The organism is Mycobacterium sp. E2989, from assembly GCF_001667595.1.
In the GTDB taxonomy this organism is placed as follows: Bacteria; Actinomycetota; Actinomycetes; order Mycobacteriales; family Mycobacteriaceae; genus Mycobacterium.
The window spans coordinates 56,572-83,546 of record NZ_LZJX01000063.1 but is presented as its reverse complement, the minus strand read 5'-3'; the positions used below and the strand labels follow the sequence as shown (position 1 = coordinate 83,546).

At 68.7% G+C, this 26,975-nt stretch carries 19 protein-coding genes and 1 tRNA gene; 8 read left to right on the top strand and 12 right to left on the bottom strand.

The annotated features are described in order from the left end of the window. Positions 1–2,286, bottom strand: coding sequence for an MMPL family transporter (locus tag A5680_RS12465; protein WP_082970349.1), 2,286 nt, complete (start codon positions 2,284–2,286; stop codon positions 1–3). A 221-nt stretch (positions 2,287–2,507) separates the two neighbouring features. Between A5680_RS12465 and A5680_RS12460 the strand changes: the two genes are divergently transcribed. The 3 genes from A5680_RS12460 (at position 2,508) to A5680_RS12450 (ending at position 5,817) form a co-directional block, all read left to right on the top strand. Further along, positions 2,508–3,719 carry a GNAT family N-acetyltransferase gene (locus A5680_RS12460; protein ID WP_369827653.1) on the top strand — a complete coding sequence of 404 codons (1,212 nt, stop codon included), beginning with the start codon at positions 2,508–2,510 and terminating at the stop codon, positions 3,717–3,719. A 147-nt stretch (positions 3,720–3,866) separates the two neighbouring features. Further along, positions 3,867–3,942: transfer RNA gene (locus A5680_RS12455), tRNA-Lys, on the top strand. A gap of 132 nt (positions 3,943–4,074) precedes the next feature. Next, complete coding sequence (locus A5680_RS12450) at positions 4,075–5,817, top strand: DUF3556 domain-containing protein (RefSeq protein WP_067819686.1); 1,743 nt, start codon at positions 4,075–4,077, stop codon at positions 5,815–5,817. A 4-nt stretch (positions 5,818–5,821) separates the two neighbouring features. Here A5680_RS12450 and A5680_RS12445 read toward each other — a convergent pair whose 3' ends face one another. Beyond that, positions 5,822–6,049 carry a DUF3618 domain-containing protein gene (locus A5680_RS12445; protein ID WP_067819696.1) on the bottom strand — a complete coding sequence of 76 codons (228 nt, stop codon included), beginning with the start codon at positions 6,047–6,049 and terminating at the stop codon, positions 5,822–5,824. Positions 6,050–6,147: 98 nt separating this feature from the next. On the opposite strand from A5680_RS12445, the gene bcp reads away from it, so the two are divergent. Continuing rightward, a complete protein-coding gene (bcp, locus tag A5680_RS12440; protein ID WP_055404883.1) occupies positions 6,148–6,621 on the top strand; it encodes a thioredoxin-dependent thiol peroxidase in 474 nt (157 codons plus the stop codon). A gap of 11 nt (positions 6,622–6,632) precedes the next feature. Here the strand turns inward: bcp and A5680_RS12435 are convergent, their stop codons facing one another. Next, a complete protein-coding gene (locus A5680_RS12435) occupies positions 6,633–6,983 on the bottom strand; it encodes an MmpS family transport accessory protein (RefSeq protein WP_082956067.1) in 351 nt (116 codons plus the stop codon). A 179-nt stretch (positions 6,984–7,162) separates the two neighbouring features. Here A5680_RS12435 and A5680_RS12430 point away from each other — a divergent pair, with 179 nt between their 5' ends. Together A5680_RS12430 and A5680_RS12425 are read left to right on the top strand one after the other, a co-directional pair. Then, on the top strand, positions 7,163–7,468 hold the full coding sequence (locus A5680_RS12430) for a hypothetical protein (RefSeq protein WP_156675083.1): 306 nt from the start codon (positions 7,163–7,165) through the stop codon (positions 7,466–7,468). 66 nt (positions 7,469–7,534) lie between these two features. Beyond that, positions 7,535–8,056, top strand: coding sequence for a DUF3060 domain-containing protein (locus tag A5680_RS12425; protein ID WP_067819680.1), 522 nt, complete (start codon positions 7,535–7,537; stop codon positions 8,054–8,056). Positions 8,057–8,065: 9 nt separating this feature from the next. Here A5680_RS12425 and A5680_RS12420 read toward each other — a convergent pair whose 3' ends face one another. The 5 genes from A5680_RS12420 to A5680_RS12400 all read right to left on the bottom strand — a co-directional run bounded on the left by A5680_RS12420 (position 8,066) and on the right by A5680_RS12400 (position 21,331). Next, positions 8,066–9,391 carry a dipeptidase gene (locus tag A5680_RS12420; protein ID WP_067819677.1) on the bottom strand — a complete coding sequence of 442 codons (1,326 nt, stop codon included), beginning with the start codon at positions 9,389–9,391 and terminating at the stop codon, positions 8,066–8,068. Positions 9,392–9,473: 82 nt separating this feature from the next. Then, a complete protein-coding gene (locus tag A5680_RS12415) occupies positions 9,474–9,866 on the bottom strand; it encodes a holo-ACP synthase (protein WP_055405288.1) in 393 nt (130 codons plus the stop codon). Positions 9,867–9,877: 11 nt separating this feature from the next. Further along, positions 9,878–19,111 (bottom strand): type I polyketide synthase, encoded by a 9,234-nt coding sequence (locus tag A5680_RS12410; protein ID WP_067819671.1) that lies wholly within the window; start codon positions 19,109–19,111, stop codon positions 9,878–9,880. Between the two features lie 543 nt (positions 19,112–19,654). Beyond that, the gene (locus A5680_RS12405; RefSeq protein ID WP_067819669.1) at positions 19,655–20,377 is read right to left on the bottom strand and encodes a DUF1906 domain-containing protein; all 723 of its coding nucleotides are present in this window, start codon (positions 20,375–20,377) and stop codon (positions 19,655–19,657) included. Between the two features lie 60 nt (positions 20,378–20,437). Beyond that, positions 20,438–21,331: a MerR family transcriptional regulator gene (locus tag A5680_RS12400; RefSeq protein WP_067819666.1), complete on the bottom strand. Its 894-nt coding sequence runs from the start codon at positions 21,329–21,331 to the stop codon at positions 20,438–20,440. A 40-nt stretch (positions 21,332–21,371) separates the two neighbouring features. Between A5680_RS12400 and A5680_RS12395 the strand changes: the two genes are divergently transcribed. Beyond that, the gene (locus A5680_RS12395) at positions 21,372–22,511 is read left to right on the top strand and encodes an aromatic ring-hydroxylating dioxygenase subunit alpha (RefSeq protein ID WP_067819664.1); all 1,140 of its coding nucleotides are present in this window, start codon (positions 21,372–21,374) and stop codon (positions 22,509–22,511) included. A 59-nt stretch (positions 22,512–22,570) separates the two neighbouring features. On the opposite strand, the gene A5680_RS12390 is transcribed toward A5680_RS12395, so the two are convergent. Continuing rightward, positions 22,571–23,917: a lipocalin-like domain-containing protein gene (locus tag A5680_RS12390; protein ID WP_055405413.1), complete on the bottom strand. Its 1,347-nt coding sequence runs from the start codon at positions 23,915–23,917 to the stop codon at positions 22,571–22,573. Between the two features lie 93 nt (positions 23,918–24,010). On the opposite strand from A5680_RS12390, the gene A5680_RS12385 reads away from it, so the two are divergent. Next, the gene (locus A5680_RS12385) at positions 24,011–25,477 is read left to right on the top strand and encodes an aldehyde dehydrogenase (RefSeq protein WP_067819661.1); all 1,467 of its coding nucleotides are present in this window, start codon (positions 24,011–24,013) and stop codon (positions 25,475–25,477) included. 17 nt (positions 25,478–25,494) lie between these two features. Here A5680_RS12385 and A5680_RS12380 read toward each other — a convergent pair whose 3' ends face one another. The 3 genes from A5680_RS12380 to A5680_RS12370 form a co-directional block, all read right to left on the bottom strand. Beyond that, positions 25,495–25,947, bottom strand: coding sequence for a MaoC family dehydratase (locus tag A5680_RS12380; RefSeq protein WP_067819659.1), 453 nt, complete (start codon positions 25,945–25,947; stop codon positions 25,495–25,497). Beyond that, positions 25,944–26,417, bottom strand: a complete 474-nt coding sequence (locus tag A5680_RS12375) for a MaoC family dehydratase N-terminal domain-containing protein (RefSeq protein ID WP_197499783.1) — start codon at positions 26,415–26,417, stop codon at positions 25,944–25,946. Before A5680_RS12375 ends, A5680_RS12380 begins: the two co-directional genes overlap by 4 nt. Positions 26,418–26,479: 62 nt before the next feature. Beyond that, positions 26,480–26,905, bottom strand: a complete 426-nt coding sequence (locus tag A5680_RS12370; protein ID WP_067819656.1) for a nuclear transport factor 2 family protein — start codon at positions 26,903–26,905, stop codon at positions 26,480–26,482. Positions 26,906–26,975: the final 70 nt, after the last annotated feature.

The following is a 26,975-nucleotide window of genomic DNA, read 5'->3' as shown; positions in this document are numbered from 1 at the left end:
TCAGGCCGGTTGGCCGACCCTGTCGCGGAGTTCCGCTTCACCCGTCTCGAAGCGTTCCCGCAGCCTCTGCAGCGGTTTGGGCGCCCACCACGTCCACCGACCGAGCAGGTGAAGGAACGCGGGCACCAGGACCATCCGCACCAGCGTGGCGTCGGCCAGCACGGCCAGGGTCAGCCCGACGCCGAGCATCCGCATGAACGACACGTGCGCGGGAATCAACGCGGCGAACGAAATCGACATCACCACCGCCGCGGTGGTCACGACCCGGCCGATGCCGGCGATGCCCAGGGCCGTGCTCTCGTCCGTGGCGGCACGCGCCTCGGCCGGCGTCGGCGGCGTCTCCTGACTCGCCTGCGACGCCAGCCAGTATTCGTGGATCCGCGAGACCAGAAACACCTCGTAGTCCATGGCCAGACCGAAGGCGATGCAGAACAACAACACCGGGATGTTGGCGTTCAACGTCCCGTTGGGGGTGGTCCCCAAGGCGCCGAGGTTGCCGTCCTGGAAGATCCACACCATCGCCCCAAACGCGGCCGTCAGCGACAGCAGATTGCACGCCAGCGCCTGCAGGGGCAGCAAGGCGCTGCCGGTCAGCAAGAACAGCAACGCGAAGGTGATCAGGGCGATCAGCCCGAACACCACGGGCAGCCGCTTGGTGATCGCGCCGACGCTGTCGCGGTTGATCTGCGCCAACCCGGTCATCTCGACCGCCCGCCCCGCGGGCCCGGCGACCTGGTGCAATCGGTCGAGCTGGGTGTTCGAGGCCGCCGAGTAGAGCGGCGCGCTGCTGGCCACGGTGAGGAACGCGGTGCCGTTGGCGGCGCCGGTGGGCCCGGCGGGCGGGCCGACCCGGCTCCCGGCGACGAACGTCCCGGTTGGTGCGGTGACCGCGGACACGCCGGACACCCAGGACAGCTCGGCGGCGTAGTGATCCAGATCCGCGGGGCCCACGCCGCGGGCGTCGGGCACGACGACGGTGACCCCGTTGCCGAACCCGTTGGCGAAGTCGTTGTCCAACATGTCGGCGACCTGGCGCGCCGACGCCGACCGCGGCAGCACGCGCTCGTCGGGGAACCCCCACTTCACGCCCAAAAACGGCACCCCCAGCAACAGCAGCAACGCCACGACGCTCAGGCCGACCGGCATGGCGTGGCGCACCACGTACCGGGTCGACCGGTACCAGAACTGCTCCTCGAGCGGTTTGTGCGCGTGGTCGCGGAACGACCGCTGCCCGTGCAGGATGCGGTGCAGCACACGGCGGCCGTCCAGCGAGTCCAGCCGGGGACCCAGCAGCGCGATCGCCGCCGGGGTGACCACCACCGCCGCGACCGCGACGATGACCGCGGTGACCACGATCGTGTAGGCCGACGACTTGAGGAAGTACATCGGGAAGACCGCCATCACGGCCATCGACAACCCGACGGTGGTGGCCGAGAACAACACCGTCCGGCCGGCGGTGGCCATGGTCCGCACGAGCGCGCGCTCGCGGTCGCCGCTGCGCGCCAGCTCCTCGCGGAAACGGCTGATGATCAGCAGGTTGTAGTCGATCGCCAGGGCAAGCCCCATCGCGATGCTCAGGTCCAGTGCGTAGGTCGACACGTCGGTCGCGAAGCTGATCAGCCGCAGCACCGACATGGTGCAGACGATCGCGAGGGTGCCCAGCACGACCGGTAGCGCGGCCGCCACCACGCCGCCCAGCACCCAGACCAGCACCGCGAAGCTGAGCGGGATCGCGATGGATTCCATCAAGAGCAGGTCGCGCTCGTTCTGGTCGTTGATCTGGGCATACGCCACCGCCATGCCCCCGGCGCGCACGGTGACACCGTCGCGGTCGTGCACCAGTTTGTCGGTGAGCCGGCTGGCGTATTTCTGGGCGTCGTTCTCCCCGCCCTTCAGGCCGGCCACCACCATCCCGGATTTTTGGTCCTTGCTGATCAGTTGGGTGGCGGCCTGCGGCGACGACGTCCACGCCGAGGACACGTTCAACACCCACGGCGATCGGCGCAGGTGGTCGACGATGTCCAAGCCGACCCGCCGCGCCTGATCGCTTTGAGCGCCGGCGGGGGCGGTTACCACGATCAGCATTTGCTGATCCGTTTGGTTGAACTTGTCGCGAAGGACGCCGGACGCCCGGGCGGACTCCGAAGTCGGGTCCTGAAAGCCGCCGCCGGACAAACTCTTGATCACCGGCAGACCGAAGATCGCCGCTCCCACCAGGACCAAGACCGCAACCGCGATGACGCGGCGCGGCGCGGCGATGGCAAGTCGGGTGATCGCTTGCAGCATCTTCGGTCCCTTCGGTAGGAATCCCCCGGCGTATCCCTATACCCGAACGCGACGACCTGACCCATATGCAGTTGGGACGGCGGCCATGTTTGGTTATCCACCGCTCGGGTATCGGACTCAAAGGGGCACCCTCAGTACGGCATTCGCTCTGCGGAGCGCCGGTTCGGCTGGGCTATAAGCGGATTGGATGAGCCTTGAACTCGAAAAACGACGCCATCAGCATGCGACATCCAACCGAAGACGACCTGGCCGCCGTTTACGAAAATCAGGCCCGCACGTTCGGCGATCCGGTCGACCCACGCGGCATCGAGGCGTGGAAACGCCGCGTCGACGTCGACGACATTCTGGTGGCCGAGGACGTCTCCGATCCCCGACAGCCATTCCTGGTGGGCACGTCGATCATCTATCCCACGCAGCTGACAGTGCCGGGCGGCGCGAGCCTGCGAGCCGCGTGGCTGACGATGATCGCCGTCGCGTCCACACATCAGGGAAAAGGCGTGTGGGGACAGCTCAGCGCCGAGGGGCTGGGCATCCTGATCGAGCGGGGCTATCCGATCGTCTTCGGCGTGCCGACCCAGACCGCGATGTACGACGGCTTCGGCGCGGGCGTGGGAAGTTACCTGCGCAGCTACTCGATCGACCGCCGGTTCGCCAAGCTGCGGACGCCGCCGAAGGAGATCCGCGCTCGGGAGATCACCGCCGCGGAGGCGAAAAGCCATCTGCCGGAAATCTACGAACGATGGTGTGCCACAACGAATGGCGCGGTCGCCCGGGACGAGGCGTGGTGGGCGGATCACCTGCAAGACCTGCCGACGCAGCGAGGCAACGGGACCGCGCTGAACTACACGATCCACCCGGACGGCTTCCTGACCTACCGCGTCGTCGGTGGGGCGGATCACGGCTACCGGCCGCCGCTGGGCACCGTGGTGGTCGAAGACTTCTGCCCCATCACCGACGAGGCCCACACCGAATTACTGCAGACGTTGCTGGTCCTGGAGATGTTCAACACCGTCGAGATCGACCTGCCTGTGGACGACCCGCTGCCTCTCAAGCTCACCGACCCGCGGGCCGCCGAAACCACCGGCGTCAGCGATTTCCTCTGGGTGCGCATCAACGACGTGCCCGAGGTGCTTGGCACCCGCGCGTACGCCGCGGATATCGAGCTCGCACTCGAGGTCACCGACCCCCTCGACCTGGCCGGCGGCCGGTTTCTCCTGCAGGCCCGCGACGGCGTGGGGAAATGCACCCCGCACGACGGGCCCACCGACGTCAAGATCGGCCTGGCCGACCTGGCCACGATCTACCTGGGCGCGCACCCCGCCTCCGAGCTCCTGCGAGCCGGCCGGATCACCGAAGAGCGCCCGGGTGCAATCCTGGACCTGGATGCCGCCTTCAGCACGGATCGCGCGCCGTACTGCGGGACGCTTTTCTGAGAGACGTTGCGCCGCAGTCGCTTCCGCCGCTCGGCAGCGCCGACGCCCCCGCGGGCCCTCCCGGGTGGCTACCGCACGAGAAATCGCGGGATTTCACTCCGCGGCAGGACCCTGTTATTGTCGCGTACGCGGTCTCGGCCGTCGAAAGCGCCGTTAGCTCAGTTGGTAGAGCAGCTGACTCTTAATCAGCGGGTCCGGGGTTCGAAACCCTGACGGCGCACCATTGAACGTTTAGGGCGGCCGCCGACCGCCCCATTTTTTTCGGCCTGATTTGCCCGCCGCGCGGCCGATCCTGCCGGTAGCTTCTCCTTCACAGCGATTGCCCCTAGAAACGAGCCGCGTCGAAGGAGCTGCAATGGGGTTCATCCAGCCGAATCTGCCCGTCGTCGACGTGGCCGAATGGAGCAAGCAGACCCGCGCGCAGCGGATCGTGCCGATGGTGCGCCACATCGCCGAGAACGGCTTCGGCACCCCGCTGATCATGCACGTGATGTATGGCGTGAAGATCGCGCTCTACATCCTCGGCGGCTGGGTGTTCGGGTGGTGCACGACCGGCATCGGCAGCTTCACGGGCGTCGCCGCGTGGTGGTCGGAACCGATCGTGTTCGAGAAGGCCGTGCTGTACACGATGCTGTTCGAGGTGATCGGCCTCGGCTGCTGCTTCGGTCCGCTGGCCGGCCGGTACTTCCCGCCGATGGGCTCGATCCTGTACTGGTTGCGGCCCGGCACCATCCGCTTGCCGCCGTGGCCCGACCGGGTGCCGCTGACCAAGGGCAGCGTCCGAAGCCCGATCGACGCGGTGCTTTACGGCGCGCTGCTGGTGCTGCTCGCCATCGCCCTGGTGTCCGACGGAACCGGCCCAATCCCGGCCCTGCACACGAACATTGGCGTCTTGGCGCCCTGGCACACCGTCGCGATCCTGGCCGTGCTGGCCGTCGTCGGCCTGCGGGACAAGGTGATTTTCCTCGCCGCCCGCGGCGAGGTCTACGCGCCGCTGGCTTTGGTTTTCCTGTTCGCCGGGGCGGACTCCATCATCGGGGCCAAGGTCGTCTTCATGGTGATCTGGCTCGGGGCGGCCACCTCAAAACTCAACCGGCACTTCCCGTTCGTGATCTCGACGATGCTGGCCAACAACCCGTTCATCCCGTCGGGGGCGCTCAAGCGGTCGATGTTCAAGCGCTATCCGGACGACCTGCGGCCCAGCGCGCTCGCGGGATTCATCGCGCATTTCTCCACCGCCGTGGAAGGCCTGGTGCCGCTGGCGCTGCTCCTCTCGCACGGCGGCTGGCCGACGGCCGTCGCCGCGTTCGTGATGATCGTCTTCCACCTGAACATCCTGCTGGCCTTCCCGATGGGGGTGCCGCTGGAGTGGAACGTCTTCATGATCTTCGGGGTGCTCTCGCTGTTCGTCGCGCACGCATCCCTCGGGCTGTCCGACCTGGCCAACCCGGTGCCGGTGGCGATCCTGTTCGTCGTCATCGCCGGCGTCGTCGTCGTCGGAAACCTCTACCCCCGCAAGGTGTCCTTCCTGCCGGGCATGCGGTATTACGCGGGCAACTGGGACACCACCGTGTGGTGCGTCAAGCCGTCGGTCGACGACAAGTTCCGCACCGGCTCGCGCGCGCTGGGGCCGATGCAACACCTGCAGCTCGAGCGGCTGTACGGCTCCAAGGAACAGACCCTGGTCCCGCTGCACCTGGCCATGGCGTTCCGCGGGATGAACACCCACGGCCGCGCGCTGTTCACCCTCGTGCACCGCGCCCTGGCCGGCTACGACGAGGACGACTACAACCTGTGCGAGGGCGAGGTGCTGTGCGCGATGGTGCTGGGCTGGAACTTCGGCGACGGGCACATGCACAACGAATGCCTCATCGAGGCGCTACAGCAGCGCTGCGACTTCCAGCCCGGCGACGTGCGGGTGGTGATCCTGGACGCGCAGCCCATCCACCTCCAGCGGCAGGAGTACCGGCTGGTGGACGCGGCGACCGGCGAATTCGAACGCGGCTACGTCGAGGTCGAGGACATGGTCACGACGCAGCCCTGGGCCGACGACCTCCCGGTGCACGTTCAGAGCGGCACGGGCGCCGGCATGACCTGAGGGGTCAGCGGTTGCGAACCCGGTGCACCACGACCACGACCACCAGGACGCCGACCCCGGCCAGCGAGACGGTCACCGCGGGCTTCTTGACGAACTCGACCACCTTGACCTTCAGGTCGTCGGCCAGGCGGCGCGGGTTGGCTCGCACGGCCAGCGAGTCGACGGTCGCCGCCAGCTGGTCGCGAGCGACGTCGATGTCGCGCTTGATGGCCTCGGGGTCCCGGTCCGCCACGTGTCTGTCCTCCCAATCGGCCTGATGCACCTGAGGCACTACCCTAGATCAGCTGGCGATAACCCCAACGCTCCGGTGAACAGAAAGGGGCCCCAGAATTGGCCGAGACCACGCGGCTTGCGCCGGGTGACAAAGCGCCCTCCTTCAGCCTGCCCGACGCCGACGGCAACACGGTGTCGCTGTCCGACTACAAGGGCCGTCGCCTCATCGTGTACTTCTACCCCGCCGCGTCGACGCCGGGCTGCACCAAGCAGGCCTGCGACTTCCGCGACAACCTGCACGAACTGAGTGACGCCGGCCTCGACGTCATCGGCATCTCCCCCGACAAGCCCGAGAAGCTGGCCAAGTTCCGCGACGCCGAGAAGCTGACGTTCCCGCTGCTGTCGGATCCCGACCGCAAGGTGTTGACGGCCTGGGGCGCCTACGGCGAGAAGCAGATGTACGGCAAGACCGTGCAGGGCGTCATCCGCTCGACGTTCGTGGTCGACGAGAAGGGCAAGATCGCCGTCGCTCAATACAACGTGAAGGCCACCGGCCACGTCGCCAAGCTGCGCCGCGACCTGTCAGTCTGAGCCGCCCCCGGTTACGCGGCGCACTGCGCCAGGCCGGCTTCACCCGTGCCCGTCGTCGACTTGGTGTCCTTCACCGTCCCATTGACCGTGATCGTGCAGGTCGTCTTCTGGCCGGTCGGGTTCGCGGCGACGGTGAGCACCGCCGCGGGACTGGTGTCCTTGCTGGTAAACGAGATCGACCACGGCACAGGCTGATTGGTCACCATCTGCAGGGCGCCGGTCGCGTCGATGTACGACACCGCCGCCAACGGCGCGTCCGAGGTCACGGTGTACACCACCGCATCGCCCGGCGCGGCGAGTGCACCCGGCGCAGTTATCGCTGACGCCAACAGTGCGGAGGCCGCAGCGATTTGTGACTTCATCAGTGCTCCCTTCTGCCGCCCCCGCTGACGCGTACTCTGCGCCAACTCCGGAGCTTCGGCAACTTCTACACCGGTGTGCACGTCAACCAGGTTGAGATCGGTAGCGCGAGTGAACGCCGAAAATTTCGCCAGCGGTGCGCTTCGGCGTGCGGCACAATCAGCAACGAAAGGACCATCAGATGAACGCACCTCGCTCTTTGCGGCGGGTCATTGCAGCCGCGCTGCTTTCGGGCGGCGTGGCCGCGGCCGGCATGGGTTTGGCCGCACCCGCCGAGGCCGGCCCGTCGTATTGGCACTACTGCCCGGGCCAGAAGTGGCAGTACACCACTCCGATGCCGCCCGGAACGGACCTCAGCGTGTGCCATTGGTTTGCGGCTACCCCGATTCCCGGTTCCACGCCCGTGCGGTTCAACCTCGTCGAAATCGATGAAAGCCAGATTCCGCCGTCGGTACTGGCACCGCAACCCGGCTTCCCCTGGCCGTGACGGGTTGATGCCGCCCTTGCCGGCAGACCGTTGCGCTGCACACCGCGCGAAGCGGATCATCTAGCCGTGGACGCGGACGACCCCGAGCAATACATTCGCAAGCTCGAGCATGGCGCCGGCCAGGGCAACGGGTCCACCCCTCAGCCGTTCGGCACGGCGAACGACGGGCAATCCGGCGGCCTACGCGCGTTCGCGGATTTCGTGAAGTCACTAAACACGCCGCGGGGCAAGGTGATCTTGGGAGCGTGCTCGGTCGTAGCGGTGTTCGCGATCGGGTTCTTCTTGAGCCACTCCGGCACCACCGTGCAGGGGAACCTCGTGATGATCAATAGCGGCGCGAGGGACAAGATCGACTGCAACAACGGAAACCTGAAGCTGGACGGCGACAACAACAACTACACGGTCACCGGCCACTGCAAGAGGCTCGAGGTCTTCGGCAGCGGGAATCGCGTCGCATCCGACAGCGCCGACACCATCAGCGTCTTGGGCAACGACAACGCGGTGACCTACCACTCGGGCTCACCGAGGATCGAGAAGACGGGAAACAACAACGCCGTGTCTCAGCGGCCGTACCCGGTTGGTACGTAAGGCCACCCGTCAGCCCAGGTTGGCCAGCAGTAGGGCCTCGGCGACCGCGGCGCGTTCCAGCACGCCGAGGTGCAGGCTCTCATTGATGCTGTGCGCCTGGGTGTTTGGGTCCTCGACGCCGGTGACCAGGATCTTGGCTTGCGGGAAGGCCTCGGCGAACTCGGCGATGAACGGGATGGAGCCGCCCATCCCCATGTCGATGGCATCGGTACCCCACGCCTGCCGGAACGCGGCGCGCGCGGCGTCGTACACCGGGCCGCTGGCGTCGATGGCGTAGGGCTCGCCGATGTCGCCACGGGTGACGGTCAGGCGCGCGCCCCACGGCACGTGCTCGTGCAGGTGCGACGTCAACGCGTCCAGATGCGCCGCGGCGTCGCCGCCGGGCGCGACCCGCATGCTGATCTTCGCCCGGGCCCGCGGGATGAGCGTGTTCGACGCCTTCTCGACGGGCGTGGTGTCGACGCCGATCACGGTGATCGCCGGCTTGGCCCACAGCCGCTGCGGCGCCGAACCCGAGCCGATCTCGGCCACCCCGTCCAGCAGTCCGGAGTCGGCGCGCACCCGCTCGGGTGGGTAATCCACCGGGGCAGCGGTGCTTTCGTGCAGGCCGGCCACGGCCACGTTGCCGTCGTCGTCGTGCAGGCTGGCCAGCAGCCGCACCAGGACGGTCAAGGCGTCGGGCACCACGCCGCCCCAGATGCCGGAGTGCAGCCCGTGGTCGAGCGTGGCGACCTCGACCACGCAGTCGACCAGGCCCCGCAGCGAAACCGTCAGCGCCGGAACGTCGGTGCTCCAGTTGTCGGAGTCGGCGATGACGATCACGTCGGCGGCGAGCGCCTCGCGGTGGGCGGCCAGCAGCCGGCCCAACGACGGCGAGCCGGATTCCTCCTCGCCCTCGACGAAGACGGTCACGCCGACCGGGGGTTGGCCGCCGTGCGCCCGGAATGCAGCCAAATGCGTTGCGATGCCGGCCTTGTCGTCGGCACTGCCGCGGCCGTAGAGCCGCCCGTCGCGTTCGGTGGGCTCGTAAGGCGGCGACGCCCACTGGCCGGCGTCGCCCTCCGGCTGGACGTCGTGGTGGGCATACAGCAGCACGGTCGGCGCGCCCGGGGGTGCGGGATGGCGCGCGATGACCGCGGGCGCGCCGCCCTCGGTGACGATCCGCACGTCACCAAAACCGGCCTGTGACAACAGCTCCGACACCGCCCGCGCGCTACGGTGCACTTCGTCGCGCCGGGCCGGGTCGGCCCACACCGATTCGATGCGCACCAGGTCTTCGAGGTCGCGGCGCACCGCCGGCAACACCTCGCGGACGCGCTCGACAAGATCGCTCATGCCCTCGAGGCTATCGTCCCGTAGACCGTCGAGCGTCACGCCAGCGTGACGCTGGACGTCGAGCGTTACGCCAGCATGACGTTCAGGGCGTCTCCAGGATCGCCACCGCGGCGGCGGTGTCCCCCTCGTGGGTCAGCGACACATGGATCGTCACGTCGGCCAGATGCTTGGCGATGTCGCCGCTCAGCCGCACCCGCGGCCGCCCCCACATGTCGGTGACCACCTCGATGTCGCGGTGGATGTCCTCGGGCAGCACGGGTCGCTGCGCGAACCGGGATCCCGACCAGGCCTTGATCACCGCCTCCTTCGCGGCCCAGCGGGCCGCCAGGTGGCGCGCCGCGAACGAACTCTTGTCCGAGGCGTCGCGGCGCTCACCCGGCGTGAACGTCTCGGAGAAGACGGTTCCGGGCTGGTCGACCTGCTCGGCGAAATCAGGGATGGAGACGACATCGATCCCCACACCGACAATTCCCATGGCAGGCCAGGCTAACGGACGACCTCGTAGGCGTCGTCGTCGCCCAACCGGGACGCCGGGTTCAGCAGCATCGCCGCCTCCTGGCGCTTCTCCGGCACGTCGTGGTTGAAGCGACGGTCCGCCGGCCGCTCGTACATCGGCGCACCGCCGGCGATAGCCGAGGCCAATCGCCGCTGACCGGCCAGCAGCCGCGCCTCGGCGCGCCGCTGGTAGTCCGCGCGCTGCTGCGGGTCCAGGGCGGCGATGAACGCCTGCGGGTGCACCAGCGCCACCAGCCCGGACACGTGGCCGAACCCGAGGCTGGTCAGCATGCCGGCCTTGAGCGGGAACTTGTCCCCGAGCCGCAGCGTTTCGCGCACCCAGACGAAGTGCGCCGAGCCGGCCAGTTCGTCGTCGACGCAATCCAGGCTGCGGTTGGGCGGGATGACCCCGTCGCGCAGCATCTGGCACAGCCCCATCATCTGGAACACCGCCGCCCCGCCCTTGGCGTGGCCGGTGAGGCTCTTCTGCGACACCACGAACAGCGGCGCGCCCTCGGAGCGGCCCAGCGAGTCGGCCAGCCGCTCGTGCAGCTCGGTCTCGTTGGGATCGTTGGCCAGGGTCGAGGTGTCGTGCTTGGAGATCACCGCGACGTCGTCGGCGCCGACGCCGAGCTTGGCCAGCGAGCGCGCCAACTGCGAGTCCTTGCCGCCGCGGCCGGCGCCCAGCGCGCCGAGCCCAGGGGCCGGGATCGACGTGTGCACCCCGTCGGCGAACGACTGCGCGTAAGCCACCACGGCCAGCACCGGCAGGCCCATCTTCAGCGCCAGGTCGCCGCGCGCCAGCAGGATGGTGCCGCCACCCTGCGCCTCGACGAAGCCGAGCCGGCGCCGGTCGTTGGGCCGGGAGAACTTCGCGTCGTCGATGCCCCGGCCCCGCATCATGGAGGTGTCGGCGGTGGCGGCCATGTCACCGAAGCCGATGATGGCCTCGAGCGTCAGGTCGTCGAACCCGCCGGCGACCACCAGCTCGGCCTTGCCGAGGCGGATCTTGTCGACGCCTTCCTCGACCGACACGGCCGCGGTGGCGCACGCGCCGACCGGGTGGATCATCGCGCCGTAGCTGCCCACGTAGCTCTGAATGACGTGCGCCGCAACGACGTTCGGCAGCACTTCCTGCAGGATGTCGTTCGGCTTGTTCCGGCCGAGCAGGTTGCCGTGATACATGGTCTGCATCGACGTCATGCCGCCCATGCCGGTGCCCTGGGTGCTGGCCACCAGGCCCGGGTGCACCCACCGCATCAGCTCGGCCGGGGTGAATCCCGACGACAGGAACGCGTCGACGGTCGCGACGATGTTCCACAGCGCCACCCGGTCGGTCGAGCTGGCCATGTCCTGGCTGATGCCGAACACCGTCGGGTCGAACCCGGTGGGGATCTGCGCGCCGACGACCCGCGACAGCTTGGTCTTGCGCGGCACCCGGATCTCGGTGCCGGCCTTGCGGATGACCTGCCAGTCACTGGAATCGGGCACCGGCCGGATCACCGTGTGCTCGGGATCGAACTCGACGAAGGCGCGGGCGTCGGCCTCCGAGGACACCACGAAGGCGAAGTCCTTTTCCAGGAACACCGACACCAGCAGTGGCGACGCGTGATCGGGGTCGATCGCGCCGTCGTCGACGAACTCGCGGATGCCCACCCGCTCGACCACGACGTCGTGGTAGCGCTCGACCAGCTCGGTCTCGTCGACCAGCTCACCGGATTCGGTGTCGTACCAACCGGGTTGGGGGTCGTCCTCCCAGCGGACCAGCCCGGTGGTCCAGGCCAGCTCCAGGACGCCGGCCGCCGACAGTTGGTTGTCGACCTCCATCTCGAACCGGGTGCGCGACGATCCGTACGGCCCGATCTCGGCGCCGCCGACGATGACCACCAGGTCGGCCGGGTCAACGTCGAGGTCGGCCCATTGCGGGGGCGGCGCCGGGTTGAAGCCGCGCGGCGGGGACGGCAACGCGGCGATGGTGCCCTCGGCGTCGACGCCGTCGGCGTCGTCATCCGAGGCGGAGCCGGCCCGCTCGCGCGCCTTGGCGGCCAGCTCGGCCATGTCGAGGTTGGCCTCGGCGAGGCCGCCGGTCAGGTCCGCCTTGATCGGCGCGCCCGCCGCCGCGACCTTGGACTCGACGTCGCAGAGGTCCAGCAGCATGGCCGCCATCTGCTCGGTGGAGTACGTGGTGACACCGGCCTCCTCGACCGCGGTGACGATGGCGTCGTTGTGGCCCATCAGCCCGGTGCCGCGGGTCCAGCCGATCAGCGCGTGCGCCAGGCTGACCCTTGCGGCCCAAGAGGATTCGGCGTGCCAACGGCTCACCAACGCGTCCAGCGCCGACTTGGCCTCGCCGTAGGCGCCGTCGCCGCCGAACATTCCGCGGTTGGGCGAGCCGGGCAGCACCACGTGCAGCCGCGACGCGATGTCACGTTCGGCGCCGATCTTGGACAGGCCGCCGATCAACCGCTGCACCGCCCACAGCAGGACCTTCATCTCCATCTCGGAGCGCGAGCCGGCCTCCGAGAGGTCGCCGGCGACGCGGGGCGCCGCGAACGGGAACAGCAGCGTGGGGGTCTGCGCGTCCTTGATGTGAATGGACTGCGGCCCAAGGCTTTCGGTCTGCTCGTTGCCGACCCATTCGACCAGCGCGTCGATGTCGGAGTAGGACGCCATGTTCGCGGCGACCACCCAAAGCGACGCCCCGTACCGGGCGTGGTCGCGGTACAGCCCGCGATAGAACGCCAGCCGCTCGTCGTCGAGCTTGGATGTCGTGGCGATGACGGTGGCCCCGCCGTCGAGCAGTCGCGCCACCACCGAGGCGGCGATCGAACCCTTCGACGCGCCGGTCACCACGGCGACCTCGTTGCTGTAGGGGCCGGGGTCCGGATTCTCGGCGCCGGCGGCGATGCGGCCGTACAGCGACGCGTGAATCTGGCGACCGGCGGCCAGCGCCTTGCCCTGCCACCAGGTGGCCTGGGTGGCGACGACATGGCCCGCGCCCTCGAACCTTTCGGACAGGCGCGTCCACCGGGCGTCGATGTCACCCTCGTCGGCCAGCCAGAGCTTGACCAGGTCCTCGCGGGCACTGGCCCAGCGGTCGTCGAACACCACCGCCTTCTTGGCGTCGAAGGCGGGCGCCACCAGCCGCGGCCAGTCCGCGCCCAGTTCGGCGGTGACCAGGTCGATGAGCTCGGCGTCGGTGGCCGCCGGCATCGCGCTCACCGGGTCGTCGTGTCCCAGTTGGCCCAGGATCAGCCGGGCCGCCGAGGCGAGCACGCCGTCGCGACCGGTGATCTGGTCGGTGAACTCGCTCAACGCGGCCGCGTCGACGGTCGCACCGCCGCCACCCGACGACGGCAGCGCCACCGCGATGCCGCGGCGCGCGGCGGCCAGCGCGACGGCGGCGTCGATGACCTTGTCGACCGAGGCGGCGTCGGCCAGCGCGCCCTCATGCAGGTGGCCCATGGCCCCGCCGCGGACGCTGGTGCCCTCGCGGGTGCCCAGCGCGACTTCGACCGTGACGTGCTTGGCCCAGCCGTCGCCGAGCTCCCACGTCTTCTTGACCCGTTCGGCGATCGCGGCGGGCCGCTTGCCCGAGGGCCCCAGCACCGTGCGCAGCTGGTCGTTGATCGCGTCGGAAAGCACTGGGCCGAAAGGCTTGTAGGTGCGCGCCAACTTGGTCACCTGCGACCGCAGGCCGGCCAGGTCGGCCTCGGCGGCGCCGTCGATGGCGCCCAGGTTCAGCTCCGAACCGAGGTCCACCAGCAACTGGTTGCGCCGCGACGAGGCGCCGTCGGTGATGGACTCGATGGAGTCCAACTCCTCGATCTGGTCGATGCGCATCTTCGCCGACAGCGCGATCAACGCCAGGGTGGCGTCGGCGGCGTCGAACCCGATGTCGTCGGGCCTCGGAGCCCCGGACGGAGCTCCGGCGGCAGCCGGAGCGACGGCTGGGGCGACATTAGAAAGGGGCGCACCGTCCGCGGCGACAGCCGCGGAATCATCCGCAACCTCTTCCGGCTCGGGCTCGGGGTCGGTGTCGGTGGCGAACAGCACCGCGGCGTCACGCTCGGCGTTGAGCACTTCGACTGTGCTGTGGGCATATTCGGGGAGCTTGAGGGTGTTGGTGGCCAGTCCGGCGACGGTCGGCGCCGACTTCACGCCGATCTCGACGAAGCGCTCCACGCCCAGGCCGCCCGCGGCCTCCTCGGTGAACAGCAGGTCCTGGGTCTCGATCCAGCGGACCGGGCTGGCGAATTGCCACGCCAGCAATTCGATCAAGACGATGCGCGCCATCTCGTTTCGGCGCTCGGTGAGCCACGTGTCGTAGTCGGCAAGGATCGCATCGAGCGGCTCGGCGGGCACCAGGTCGCGGATCTCCTGAATGAAGTCGCGGTCCAGGGTGAACGGCCGTGGCACCAGGTTGGGGATGTAGCGGCCGATGATGACATCGGGATCCTTGTCGCGCGGCATCACGCGCTCGAGCGAGCGGCGGAACTCCGCCACCCCGACGCGCAACACCCGCGAGTGGAACGGCACGTCGATGCCCGGCACCAGGATGAACGAGCGCTTGCCGCCGGTGAGTTCGCGGCGCCGCTCCACCTCGGCTTCCAGCTCCTCCAGGCCGCGGACCGTGCCGGCGATCGCGTACTGCGAACCGCGCAGGTTGAAGTTGACGATCTCCAGGAATTCACCGGTGCGCTCGGCGATTTCGGCGACGAACGCGGGCACCTCGTTGTCCGGCAGGTCGATCTGCGACGGCCGGATCGCGGCCAGCCGGTAGTTGGAGCGGCCCAGCTCGTCGCGCGGCACGATGTCGTGCATCTTCGAGCCGCGGTGAAACACCGTCTCCAGCAACGCTTCCAGCTCGTAGATGCCGGTGACGCAGGCCAAAGCGGTGTACTCGCCGACGGAATGACCGCAGGCGATCGCACCCTCGACGAAGGCGCCCTGCTCACGCATCTCGGCGACCTGCGCCGCCGCCACTGTCGCCATCGCGACCTGGGTGAACTGCGTCAGGTAGAGCACGCCCTCCGGGTGGTTGTAGTGCACGCCGCTGGCGATGATGCTGGTCGGATTGTCGCGCACCACGTGCAGCACCGAGAAGCCCAGCGTGTCACGGGTGAACTTGTCCGCTTTGTCCCACACCTTGCGGGCCGCCTTGGACCGGGCGCGGACGTCCATGCCCATGCCCTTGTGCTGAATCCCCTGACCGGGGAAGGCGTACACCGTGTGCGGGGCGGCCAGGCGCGCCGTCGCCGACATCACCAGGTCGGACCCGATCCGGGCGGCGACCTCCAAAACCTCGGCGCCCTGGTCGATTCCGACGCGGTCGACGCGGAAGTCGACCTCGTCGCCGGGACGCACCATGCCCAGGAACCGCGCGGTCCAACCGACCAGCCGGGCCGGGGGCCGGGCCTGCCCGTCGGTGGCGGTCACCGCGTGCTGCGCGGCGGCCGACAACCACATGCCGTGCACGATGGGCGATTCCAGGCCGGCCAGCAGCGCGGCCGCCCGGTCGGTGTGAATCGGGTTGTGGTCACCGGAGACCACCGCGAACGGCCGCATGTCGACCGGGGCGGTCAGCCGGACGTCGCGGCGGCGGCGCCGCGGGGTGTCGGTCGCGTTCTCCGACACCGCGCCACCGGCCCGCACCGGGTCGGTCAACTCGGCGGCGCCGGTGCGCCCCAGGATCGCGAACCGCTCGTCGAGGCTGGCGATGGTCGCGCCGTCGGCGCCGGCGATCGTCACCGCGACCCGCACGACGCGACCCATGTCGGTATCGACAGCCGGGAAAGCCGTTGCCCTGACGGCTAATTCGGCTGGCTCCTTGGGCAACACGCCGGCCACATGGGCGGCGTGGTCGAGGTGCACGAGGCTCAGCAGGCCTTCCACGACCGGGACACCGGCGTCGGTGACGGCCGAGCCGATCGCCGAGAAGACCGCGGGCCAGCACAGGCCGACGAGCGCGTCGGGCACGGTGGTGAGGCCGGGCGCCAGCGGCTCGCCGAAGGTGGCCGTGACGCCGGTGTGGTCGGCGACCCGCTCGGGGTCCCAGTCCACCGTGACGGCGGCCGTGCCGTCGACGACCGCGGGCAGGAACTCCGGGCCGTCGACACCGGCGGCGATCGCCAGCACCGCGCGCATGGCGGTGGCTGCGTCTTCGGTGGACACCACCGGGGTGCCGCCATCAATGGTGTTGGCGGGCAAGGTGAATGGGATGTCGATCCAGGTACCCGACAGCGGAACGCTCAGCACCACACGGTCGCCGTCAACCTCAAGGCGGGCCCCGGTGAACGAGTGGGTGGCGCGCCGACTTTCGGGACCGTCGTGCACCAGCCAATCGCCGGGGTCGGCGATGCGGTGGACCGGGTTGGTGGCGGTGCGGCCGGCCCACTGCACGTCGGGGGCGTCGAGCACGACGGCCAGCGGCCCGGTCACGTCGGGACGGCCCCGCCGGCGCGACGCCACGTCTCGCGGTTGCCCGTCGGCCGACAGCACCTCGTCGATGGCGGCCTGCTCGAAACGGTCGAGCAGCTCGCCGACCGGCTCGTCCATCCGGGTGATGCCGGCCACGGCCGCGGTCCCCGGGATGATGCAGACCTGGTCGGCGTCGTAGCGGGCGTCGTGCGCCTGCCACAGCGAGTCGCTGCGCCACCAGCGCCGCACGTCCTTGTCGATGACCGGCACGAAGTTGACCGGTTTGCCCAGCGTCTTGCACAGCGTGACGAAGAACGGGACGTCGGCCGGGTGCAGCTGCACCGACTCGGCATCCGGGTAACGGGCCAGCAGCGTGGCGATGGCCTGCTGCGGGCTCTCGAGCAGCGCGGGGTCGTCGAAGAGCGTCTCGATCGGGCCGAAATCCTGTGGGTGCAAACGGGCTTCGGCGCGTTGCAGCATCTGCTGGAAGCGGTCGCGCCAGGTGTCGGCCAGCCACGGGCTGCCGGGCGCGGCGGTGTCGGCGGTCGAGTTGCCCTCACCGATGGCGAGCTCGACGTAGCGCTGCAACCACTGCAGGTAGGTCATGTCGGCGACGTCACCGAAGTACGGCTTGGCCGTGTTGGCCATCGCCGCGATGATCTCGTCGCGGCGCTCGGCGACGGCCTCCGCGTCACCGGCGACCTCGTCGAGCAGCCGGCCGCACCGCGAGGCGCTGTTGTCGATCTCGTGAATGTCGGCACCCAGCTGGCTGCGGCTGGAAGCCATGCCGCCCACGGCTTTTCCGGCGCCGATCCACTGGTCGGTGCCCTGGGTCTCGACCAGCATCCGCTTGACCGACGGCGACGTGGTGGCCTCCTTCGTCGCCATCGCCGCGGTGCCGACGAGGATGCCGTCGATCGGCATCAGGGGGAAGCCGTACGCCTGCGCCCACCGCCCGGACAGGTACTCGGCGGCCCGCTCGGGCGTGCCGATGCCACCGCCCACGCAGACGGTGATGTTGGGCCGCGACCGCAGCTCGGAATACGTTGCCAGCAGCAGGTCGTCGAGGTCTTCCCAGGAGTGGTGCCCACCGGCGCGCCCACCCTCGATGTGCATGATCACCGGCTTGGTGGGCACCTCGGTCGCGATGCGGATGACCGAGCGGATCTGTTCGACGGTGCCGGGCTTGAATACGACGTGGCTGATGCCGACGTCGTTCAGCTCCTCGATCAGCTCGACGGCGTCCTCGAGGTCGGGGATGCCAGCGCTGATCACCAGGCCGTCGATCGCCGCCCCGGACTGACGGGCCTTCTGCACCAACCGCTTTCCGCCGACCTGCAGCTTCCACAGGTACGGGTCGAGGAACAGAGCGTTGAACTGATAGGTGCGGCCGGGCTCGAGCAGCGTGCCGAGTTCCTCGATGCGCGCGGCGAAGATCTCCTCGGTAACCTGCCCACCGCCGGCCAGCTCGGCCCAGTGCCCGGCGTTGGCCGCGGCGGCGACGATCTTGGCGTCGACGGTGGTCGGGGTCATGCCCGCGAGCAGGATCGGCGAGCGTCCGGTCAACCGGGTGAACTTCGTCGAGAGCTTGACCCTGCCGTCGGGCAGGCGAACGACGGTGGGCGCGTAGGTCGACCACGCGCGCGCCACCTCGGGAACGGCCCCGACGGTGAAGAGGTTGCGCTGGCCGCCGCGGGTCGCGGCGGGCACGATGCCGACGCCCAGCCCGCGGATCACCGGCGCGGTCAGCCGGGTCAGGATGTCGCCGGGCCCCAGGTCGAGAATCCAACGCGCGCCCGCGTCGTGCACGCGGGTGATCTCCTCGACCCAGTCGACGCGGCGGACCAGGATGGACTCGGTCAGCTCGCGGGCCAGCGCGACGTCCAGGCCGACCTTCTCGGCCCAGCCGCCGACGATGTCGATGCCGTCGGCCAACCGGGGCGTGTGGAAGCCGACCTCGACCTGCACCGGATCGAAGACCGGCGAGAAGACGTCGCCGCCGCGCAGCTTGTTCTTGCGGTCGGCCTCTTCCTTCTCCGCGATCTGCTGGCAATAGAGCTCGAACCGGGACAGCTGTTCGGGCGTGCCGGTGATGACGACCGAACGCCGGCCGTTGCGGATGGACAGCACGGGCGGCAGCACGGTCCGGACGTCCTGCGCGAACTCGTCGAGCAGCCGGCGAATGCGCTCCGGGTCGGCGTTGGTCACCGACACCATCGGCGGGCGGTCGCCCAGCACGGAGATCCCGCGCCGGCGGGCCACCAGCGTGCCCGCCGCGCCGATCAGCTGCGCCATCGCGAGCAGCTCGGCGTCGCGGGCGCCCGCAGCCTTCAGCGCCTCGACGGCCAGGACGCCCTGCGAGTGCCCGGCGACGGCCACCGGCGGGGTCTCGTTGAGGTCCATGCCCTGGCGCGCCAGCGCGCGCACGGCCGCCATCTGGGTGAGCAGCACGCCGGGGATGGACACCGCGGCCGACGTCAGGTGCTTGGCCGACGGGACGGGGTCTTCGGCCGCCAGCGCGCGCACCCAGGCGAGCGGCTCGAAACCGATCGGGCGCACCACGACGAGCTCCTTGGCCACCGGCTCGAGCAGCAGCTCGACCTCACCGACCAGCGTTGCCAGGTCGGATTCGATGCCCGCCGACGACACCAGTTCTTCGAGGGTTTCCAGCCAGGCGCTGCCCTGGCCACCGAACGCGACGGCGTACGGCTCTCCGGCCGTCAGACGGTCGACCAGAGCATGGGCGGTGTGCGGTCCGTTCGGATCGCGCTCAGCGGACACCCGGCCGTGCTCGTGGATCGTCACGTCTGTATCTCCCTCAATGCCTCATGTACGTCTTACGTATCAGTGCGTTCAGCCGGTCCGAAGGGGACAGGAACTCTGGAGAGTCCGTCGATTCCGCATCGAATCGCGACCAAAAATCCGTCTGGCCGGTGTGTTGTCGGCGGGCCGCCGTATGGCTCGAGCGGCGCGGCGGACTGCATCGGCCCCACTAAGAGTGTCATAAGGATCGACCCTCGTTTCGCGTGCTGATCGGTTACTGGTGAGTTCTACGCGCGGGTAACCGTGTCGTGGGTAACACCGGGTTTAGGCCGCGGCGCGGGCGCGCCGAACAAACCCGCTGCATGCAGGTGGTTACGGTCGAGTAGCTATAACTGCGCTGATCAAAGCAGTTTTGTTATGTAATCGTTATGTAAAAATTTCGAGCCGTCGAGCCGTGCGGAGGCCGCCTCAGTCGCGTCGGCGCGGCGGCGGCCGCTCCCGCCGTTTCCGGAAATGAGCGAACGAGTGTTTGCTGGGATCTCTAAGAGTTGCGGCCCGCCGGTGCCGGCGGAAGGGCCGGGGAGGCTAGGCCCACTGCCCGAATTGCGGCTGGAGGATCTCGTTGACGTCCACCCCGACCCCGCCGACGCTGCGTTTGTCGATTTCGACCTGATGCAGATGGGCCGCGGGATGGGTGAATCCCTTGGGCGAGCCCCAGTTGTGCTGCCAGAAGTAAGAGCCCAATCCGTCGTGCAGCGCCCAGTCGATCGTCTTGGAATTGGCGTACACACCTGTGCGCTGATGACCGATCACCGACTCCCATGACCGCAGATACGGCGCGATCTGCTGTTTGTACTGGTCGTAAGAGGGGTCGTCGTCGATGGATGCGTAGATCGGCGCGGTGGCGGGCCCGCCCGCGGCGGCGTGGAGTTGCATTCCACGTTGCGCGTGCTGGATGCCGGCGTTGGCGCCGCCGAGCCAGTCGGCGGTGTTGCCCTTGCCGTACTGATAACAGGAGACGATCTTCAGCCCGCTGCTGTTGAGGTCGCGCGCCTCGTCGACCTGGATGGGCTTGCCCAGCATCCAGTTGCCGCCGGGTCGTCGGTCCGACACGTACCTGATCGCGCCCACGGCGCCGGCGGCGCGGATCTGGCTGGCCGGGATGACGCCGGCCGCGTAGTCGAGCAGGGTGCCGAGCGACGCCGCCGCGGGAGCCGGGCGCAACGAGGCGCCGGCGACGCCCAGGCCGACCAAGGCGGGCGTCGCCGCCGCCAATTTGAGCAGGTCACGCCGCGACACCGAGGACACAAGCGACAGGGTACGACAGAAATACCATCTGACACATTGACCACACAGGTCACATGTGCATCACAGTGCCGCATCGTCGGTTTGGCAAGGCGGCGGCGCGGGCAGGACGATGACGCTGACGGCCTCCAGGCCGCGGCGAGAAGTCTCGCGCGCGATCTCGTCCAGGAAATGAGCGGCCGCCGGGTTGATCGATCCCGCCCAGGCGCGGAAGCCCTGCACGATCACGGGGTCACGCTCCAACGACGGTTGCACGCTCCGAAGCACGCCGACCACGTCGTCGGGCAGCGGGTCGGCCAGCTGCTTGGCGATCCAGCTGCGCGCGAGTTCCGTCGCGGCCGCCCGATCGTCACCCAACCCGATCACGTCGCCCGCGAGGGTGCGCAACCGGTCGAACAGCACCTCGCGTCCCGGGGTCTCGGCCAGTTGGGCCAGCAGGGTGCTGGCCGCCGGCGGCAGCACCATCTGGCCGAACAAGACCGGAACCGGTAACTCCCACTCGTCGAACAGGTCGGCGTACATGGCGGCGACGGGCGCGGCCAACGGCGCGCTGAGCCGCCCGATGACGCCGATGCTGTCGCGGTGCGTGGTCGCCAGCCGGCGCAGGATGTCCTCGCTGACGTCGGCGTCGGGACAGTCGGTCGCGGCATCGATGGCCGCGATCAACTGGTCCAGCCGGTCGCGCTGGCGCATCAGCAACGTCCGGTGCTCGTCGAGGACACCCGCCAGCGTGGTGCGCCCGCCCTCGGTCAGGCGCTGGATGTCATTGATGCTGAGGCCGAGACTTCGCATCAGGTCGATGCGCAGCAGGTCGAGGACCTGCTCCACGTCGAAGACCCGATAGCCGTTGGACAGATGCTCGGCGCGCAGCAGGCCGATCTTCTCGTAGTGGCGGATGCGGCCGGACGCGATCCCGGTCAGGGCCGTGACGTCGCCGATCAGCAACTGCTCAGCCACTCCTTGACCTTACAACTGTGGCAAGGTCTGTACTGGTCAGATGGAACGCGACCAGTTGATCGACCTCACCCGCCGCGCCTTGAAGCTGGCGCGCGACAAGACCACCGACCTCGCCCCGGAGCAGGCCCGGGTCGAGGCGCGGGCATACACCTCGGCCGAGCGTCACGAACGGGACCGGGCCATGGTGCTGGCCAGCCCGCAGTTGGTCGGCTACGTCTCGGAGTTGCCCGGCCCCGGCGCGTACTGCACCAAGACGGTGATGGGCCGGTCGCTCCTGCTGACCAGGACGGCCGACGGGTCGGTCAAGGCGTTCGACAACGTCTGCCTGCATCGCCAGTCGCAGGTGGCGACCGGCTGCGGCACGGCCAAGCGTTTCACCTGCCCGTACCACGCGTGGACGTACGACAACACCGGGCGGCTGGTCGCGCTGCCCGGTCGCGAGGGCTTCCCGGACATAAGCGTTAAGGCCGAAGGGCTGACCGAGCTCCCGGCCGCCGAGTTCGCCGGATTCCTCTGGGTCGCATTGAATCCCGGGTCCGTCCTGGACGTGGCCGCACACCTCGGCCCCCTGGCCGACGAGCTGGATTCGTGGGGCATCGGACGCTGGTCGCCGCTGGGCGAAAAGGTGCTCGACTGCCCGATCAACTGGAAGCTTGCGGTCGACACCTTCTCGGAGAACTACCATTTCGCCACCGTGCACCAGCAGACCTTCGCCACCATCGCGCGCAGCAACTGCACGGTGTTCGACGCGTTCGGCCCGCACCATCGGTTGATCTTCCCGCTCAACACGATCCTGGGACTCGACGAAGTGCCCGAGGAGCAATGGGATCCGTTCCAGAACATGGTCGTCATCTACGCGTTGTTCCCCAACATCGTGCTGTCGGTGACCATCGCCAACGGCGAGCTGTTTCGGATCTACCCCGGTGATCGCCCGGGGAGATCGATTACGGTGCATCAGAATTCGACGCCGCTGGACATTTCGGACGAATCGGTGGCCGCGGGCGCGCAGGCCGTCTTCGACTACGCCCACGCCACGGTGCGCGACGAGGACTACCGGCTGGTCGAAGGCCTGCAGGCCAACCTCGAGTCCGGTGCCCGCGATCACCTGCTGTTCGGCCGCAGCGAACCGGGACTGCAGCATCGCCACAACGCCTGGGCCCAGGCGCTTCGCGACACTTAAACCACGCACACGACACGCCGCAACACACGTGCGTGGTTTCAGTCTCGCGGCCCGGTCCCTCAACCCTCGACGGACAGCGCCGTTACCAGATCGTCCAACAACGTTGTGAGCGTGTCGTTTTGGCCCGAACGCACCGTGGTCAACAAGCCGATCGCTTCGCTTCGGCGGCCCCGGGCCAGCAGCTGCACCAGCAGGCCGGCGGCCGTCTGCAGGTCCCGGTCGGCCGGCTCCATGTTCGCGACGGTGGTGGTCAGCACTTCGACCAGCTCCCAATCCCGGTACAGGGCCAGGGAGCGCTCATTGAACGCGAAGCCGGTCACGGGCTCGCCCCACAACGTTCCGCGGTACCGGTAGGGGCCCTCCATGTACTCGATGGGCAGGCCGTGGGCGGGCGCGGGCACCAGCGGCTCCCCGACGATGTCGAGTTGCATGGTGCGGCAGGTGATCCGGTGCCGGTCCGGCAGGTAGCGGGCGTCCGCGTGTGGCCGCACCAACGGCTGCACCGCGTCCGGCCAGCGCACGTAGCTGCTGACCGTCACCTCGACGTCTTCGGCGCATTCGGGCGGCACGGCGGGATCGGGATGGCTGGTTGTCACGCCGGTAAACGGTTGCAGCGCATTGCCATTGGTGCGGTCGAACTGCCGCCAGATGCTCAGGTCCACGCCATTGTCGAAGTTTATGGTGCGCCATTCGTGCGAGCGGGCCCTCGGGTCTCCCCCGGTTCCCCCGCCGCCGGCGTATTTCGGGAACCATTGCCGGTCGATGTGCCCGCTGCTGCCGGACACCTGCTGGACCAGGTCACCCCAGCGCAGGGTGCCCGTCATCGCCATGCCGGTCTGGAAATACGAATAGGTTTCGGTCTGGCCGAAGCAGCAGATCTTCCCGTTGTAGGTCGACGCGCCCACCGGTGTCGGTGCGCGCGTTGGTGTTACGGCCAGGTCCAGCCGCATGGGCCGGCCCGACTGGTCCTCGCCGACCAGGCTGACGCGGTAGGTGTAGGGCAGCAGCCCGCCATCGCCGTCGCGACAGGTGGTCCAGGAGGCGGTGCCGGCCCCGCTGGCGTAATGGATGTCGAGATAGCCGGGGGTCAACGCCAACTTGTGCTGCGCTCCGGGCTTGAGGTTGGCCGGCGGCATGTCGTAGTCCGTGTAGGTGCCGTAGTCCCCGGAATCCAAATCGAACAGCGCCAGCGTATAGAAATCCGCGACCACGGTGCCGCCGGGCCGGTTCTTGTTGAAGATCGTCAGAAAGGCGAACGACCGGCCGGTCTCGGCGGCATCAAGCTGCCCGGCGATGAACCAGGTGTCCGACTCCTGATCCGGATGCTCGCCCTCGGCGGCGGGGAAATCCAGCTGGCTGTCGCCGGGCACCAACTGGAACGGGTAACTGCGCCAATCGCTGGTCATATCGGCCCTCGCTGCTTTTTTCGCTATGTTAGCGTCAATAGCGAATTCACGGTCACTGTGCCAGGTGCGCCCAACCCCTCGAGGAAGTGTCCGATGACAGCAGTTGTCGACCACCGGTCCTACAGCGAACTCTTCATCGGGGGGCAGTGGCGCAAGCCCGCCAACCCCCGGCAGCTCGCCGTCATCTCCCCGCACTCGGAGGAACCGATCGGCCACGTCCAGTTGGCCGGGCCCGCGGACGTGGACGCCGCGGTTGCCGCCGCGCGAGTGGCGTTCGACCGCGGTCCGTGGCCGCGGATGACGCACGCCGAGCGCATGGCCAAGGTCGAACAGCTCGCCGGGATCTACGCCGGACACATCGACGAGATGGCCGACCTGATCACCGACGAGATGGGCTCCCCGCGCAGTTTCAGCCGGCTGGGCCAAGCGGCGGCCGCCGCGACGCTCATCCATCTGGCGCTGGCCGCCGCGCGCGAGTTTCCCTGGGAGGAACGGCGCCAGGGCGTGCTGGGCGAGGTGCACCTGCGCCGGGCCCCGGTCGGCGTGGTCGGTGCGATCGTGCCGTGGAACGTGCCGCAGTTCCTGATCATGCCCAAACTCATTCCGGCGTTGATCGCCGGTTGCACGGTCATCATCAAGCCGGCACCCGAAACGCCCTTGGACGCTTTGTGGTTGGCGGAAATGATCGAGCAGCTCGACCTCCCCGACGGCGTCGTCTCGGTGCTGCCCGGCGGCCCCGAGATCGGGGAGGCGCTCGTGCGCCATCCGGGTGTGGACAAGATCGCGTTCACCGGTTCCAGCGCCGTCGGGCGTCGCATCGCCGCCCTGTGCGGCGATCAGCTCAAACGCGTCAGCCTGGAACTGGGCGGCAAGTCCGCGGCGATCATTCTCGACGACGCCGACATCGACAAGACCGTTGCCGGCCTGAAAACCGCCGGTCTGATGAACAACGGTCAGGCCTGCGTCGCGCAGACCCGCATCCTGGTCAGCGACCGGCGCCACGACGAGGTCGTCGACGCGCTGGCCGAGATGATGTCGGGCCTGAACGTCGGCGATCCGGCCGACGACGCCACCGACATCGGACCCCTTGTCGCGCAACGGCAACAGCGTCGCGTGCAGGACTACATCAAGTCCGGCCAGGCCGACGGCGCCCGCATCGTGCTCGGCGGCCAGGACAGTCCGTCGGCCCGGGGCTGGTATGTGCGGCCGACGCTGTTCACCGACGCCACGAACGACATGCGCATCGCCCGGGAGGAGATCTTCGGGCCGGTCTTGACCGTGCTGCGCTACCGCGACGAGGACGACGCGATCCGGATCGCCAACGAAAGCGATTACGGCCTGGCCGGTTCGGTGTGGACCTCCGACATCGCGCACGGCCTTCAGATCGCCGCGGGTGTGCGCACCGGCACCTACGGCATCAACATGTACACGCTGGACATCGGCGCGCCGTTCGGCGGCTTCAAGCAGTCCGGGATCGGTCGCGAGTTCGGCCCCGAGGGCCTCGACGAGTATGTCGAGCTTCAGACCCTGGTGTGCAAAGGGCAGTTGCCGCCCTTATAGAACCTGCGGCCACCTCGTCATCGCCCGGGGCCATGCGGCATCTGCAGGGTGAGTTCGACCGGGCAGCACAGCGCGCCGTGCTGATTGGTCACTTGGATCTCGAGGTCGACGAGGCGACGCGGCGGGTCCACCGAGGTGTCCAGCCGCTTGGCCACCGCTCGTCCCCGGCCGATCATGGTGTCGCCGGCGTACACCGAGCCCATCAACCGCAACGAGCGCCGCACCACGCGGCTGCTCGGGCCCGCCCAATCGGTCGCGACGCGGTCGGCGAAGCCGGCGAGGTGCATCGTGTTGACGTAGATCGTCGGATTGCCTTGCCGCCGAGCGTATTCGGGGTCGAAGTGGCCCGGGAAGTAATCCCACGTCGCTCCGGCATTCTCGACCACCCGCTGGTAGCCAATGTGGTCGACCACCTCGGGCAGGTCGACCGGAACGGTGATGTCGTCGAAGCTGAGGTCGTCTGCGGTCACGATGCCGCCCCCGGCGTGAACCGGAACAACGTGTTGCGGCAGGTGGCGACCACCGCCCCGTCCTGGCGGCGGTACGTCTCCAGCGTTTCGACGAAATGGCCGACGCCCAGCCGCGTCCGCTTCTCCGGTGACACCGACACCAGTTCCTCGACCACGGTGAGCACGTCGCCTTCGATGATGGGCTCTCCGAACTCAACGTCGTTGGCGGCGTTGATGAATGTGGTGCCCGGCAGCGGTACCCGCAACACCAGCGATGCCACCGGCGGCCGGCCTCGCGGCTCCCAGGGCGGCGGGATCAGCCAGCCCATCAGCAAGGCCGGCGGCGCCAGCAGGCCCCCCCATTTGCCGCGGGCGAACTCGGCGTCCCAGTAGGAGCGATTGCCGTCGTGGACCATCGCGGCGAACAACTGGATGCGCGCCCCGCTGACCGCCGTGGCCGCGGTGCGCGGCTCGCTGGTCGCGCCGACCATCCGCAGCGCGTCGTCGTAGGTGCCGAAGGCCAGCTGGTAACTGAGGTCCGGGTCCACGCCGCTCACATAACGAGCGGGTGCCGACTGGGCACCGAATCCCATTGCAGCGAGCGGGAAGTGAAGTACCAGCCGCCCCGCTCGTAGATCAGCGTGTCCCGGAATATGCCGGTGGCGCGCAGCGTGGTGTCACCGTACATCGCGGCGAAAAGCACGGCGACGCAATGCTGTGTCGCGTTGACCCCGTCGACGCGGATCTCGTGGTCAACCGTGACCAGCCGCTGCCCGTCGCCACCGTCGAATGCCGCGCGCAGGTCGTCGAACGTGTCGCCGTCGCGGTGATAGGTGGCGCCGGAGTGGCGGAAGGTGGCGATCCAGCGCTCGCGATCCCCGTCGGAGTAGGCGCGGTTGTGTCGGGCGTTCAGGTTGAGGATGGCAGCGCGACCCGTGGCGGCCTGCAGCATCTGCTGCTCCTGATAGGACATGGTCATTCTGGACTCCAGACTCTCCTGGGAAACGACTGCCAATGAGCGGACGGACGTAACATTAAAGTAACTTTCC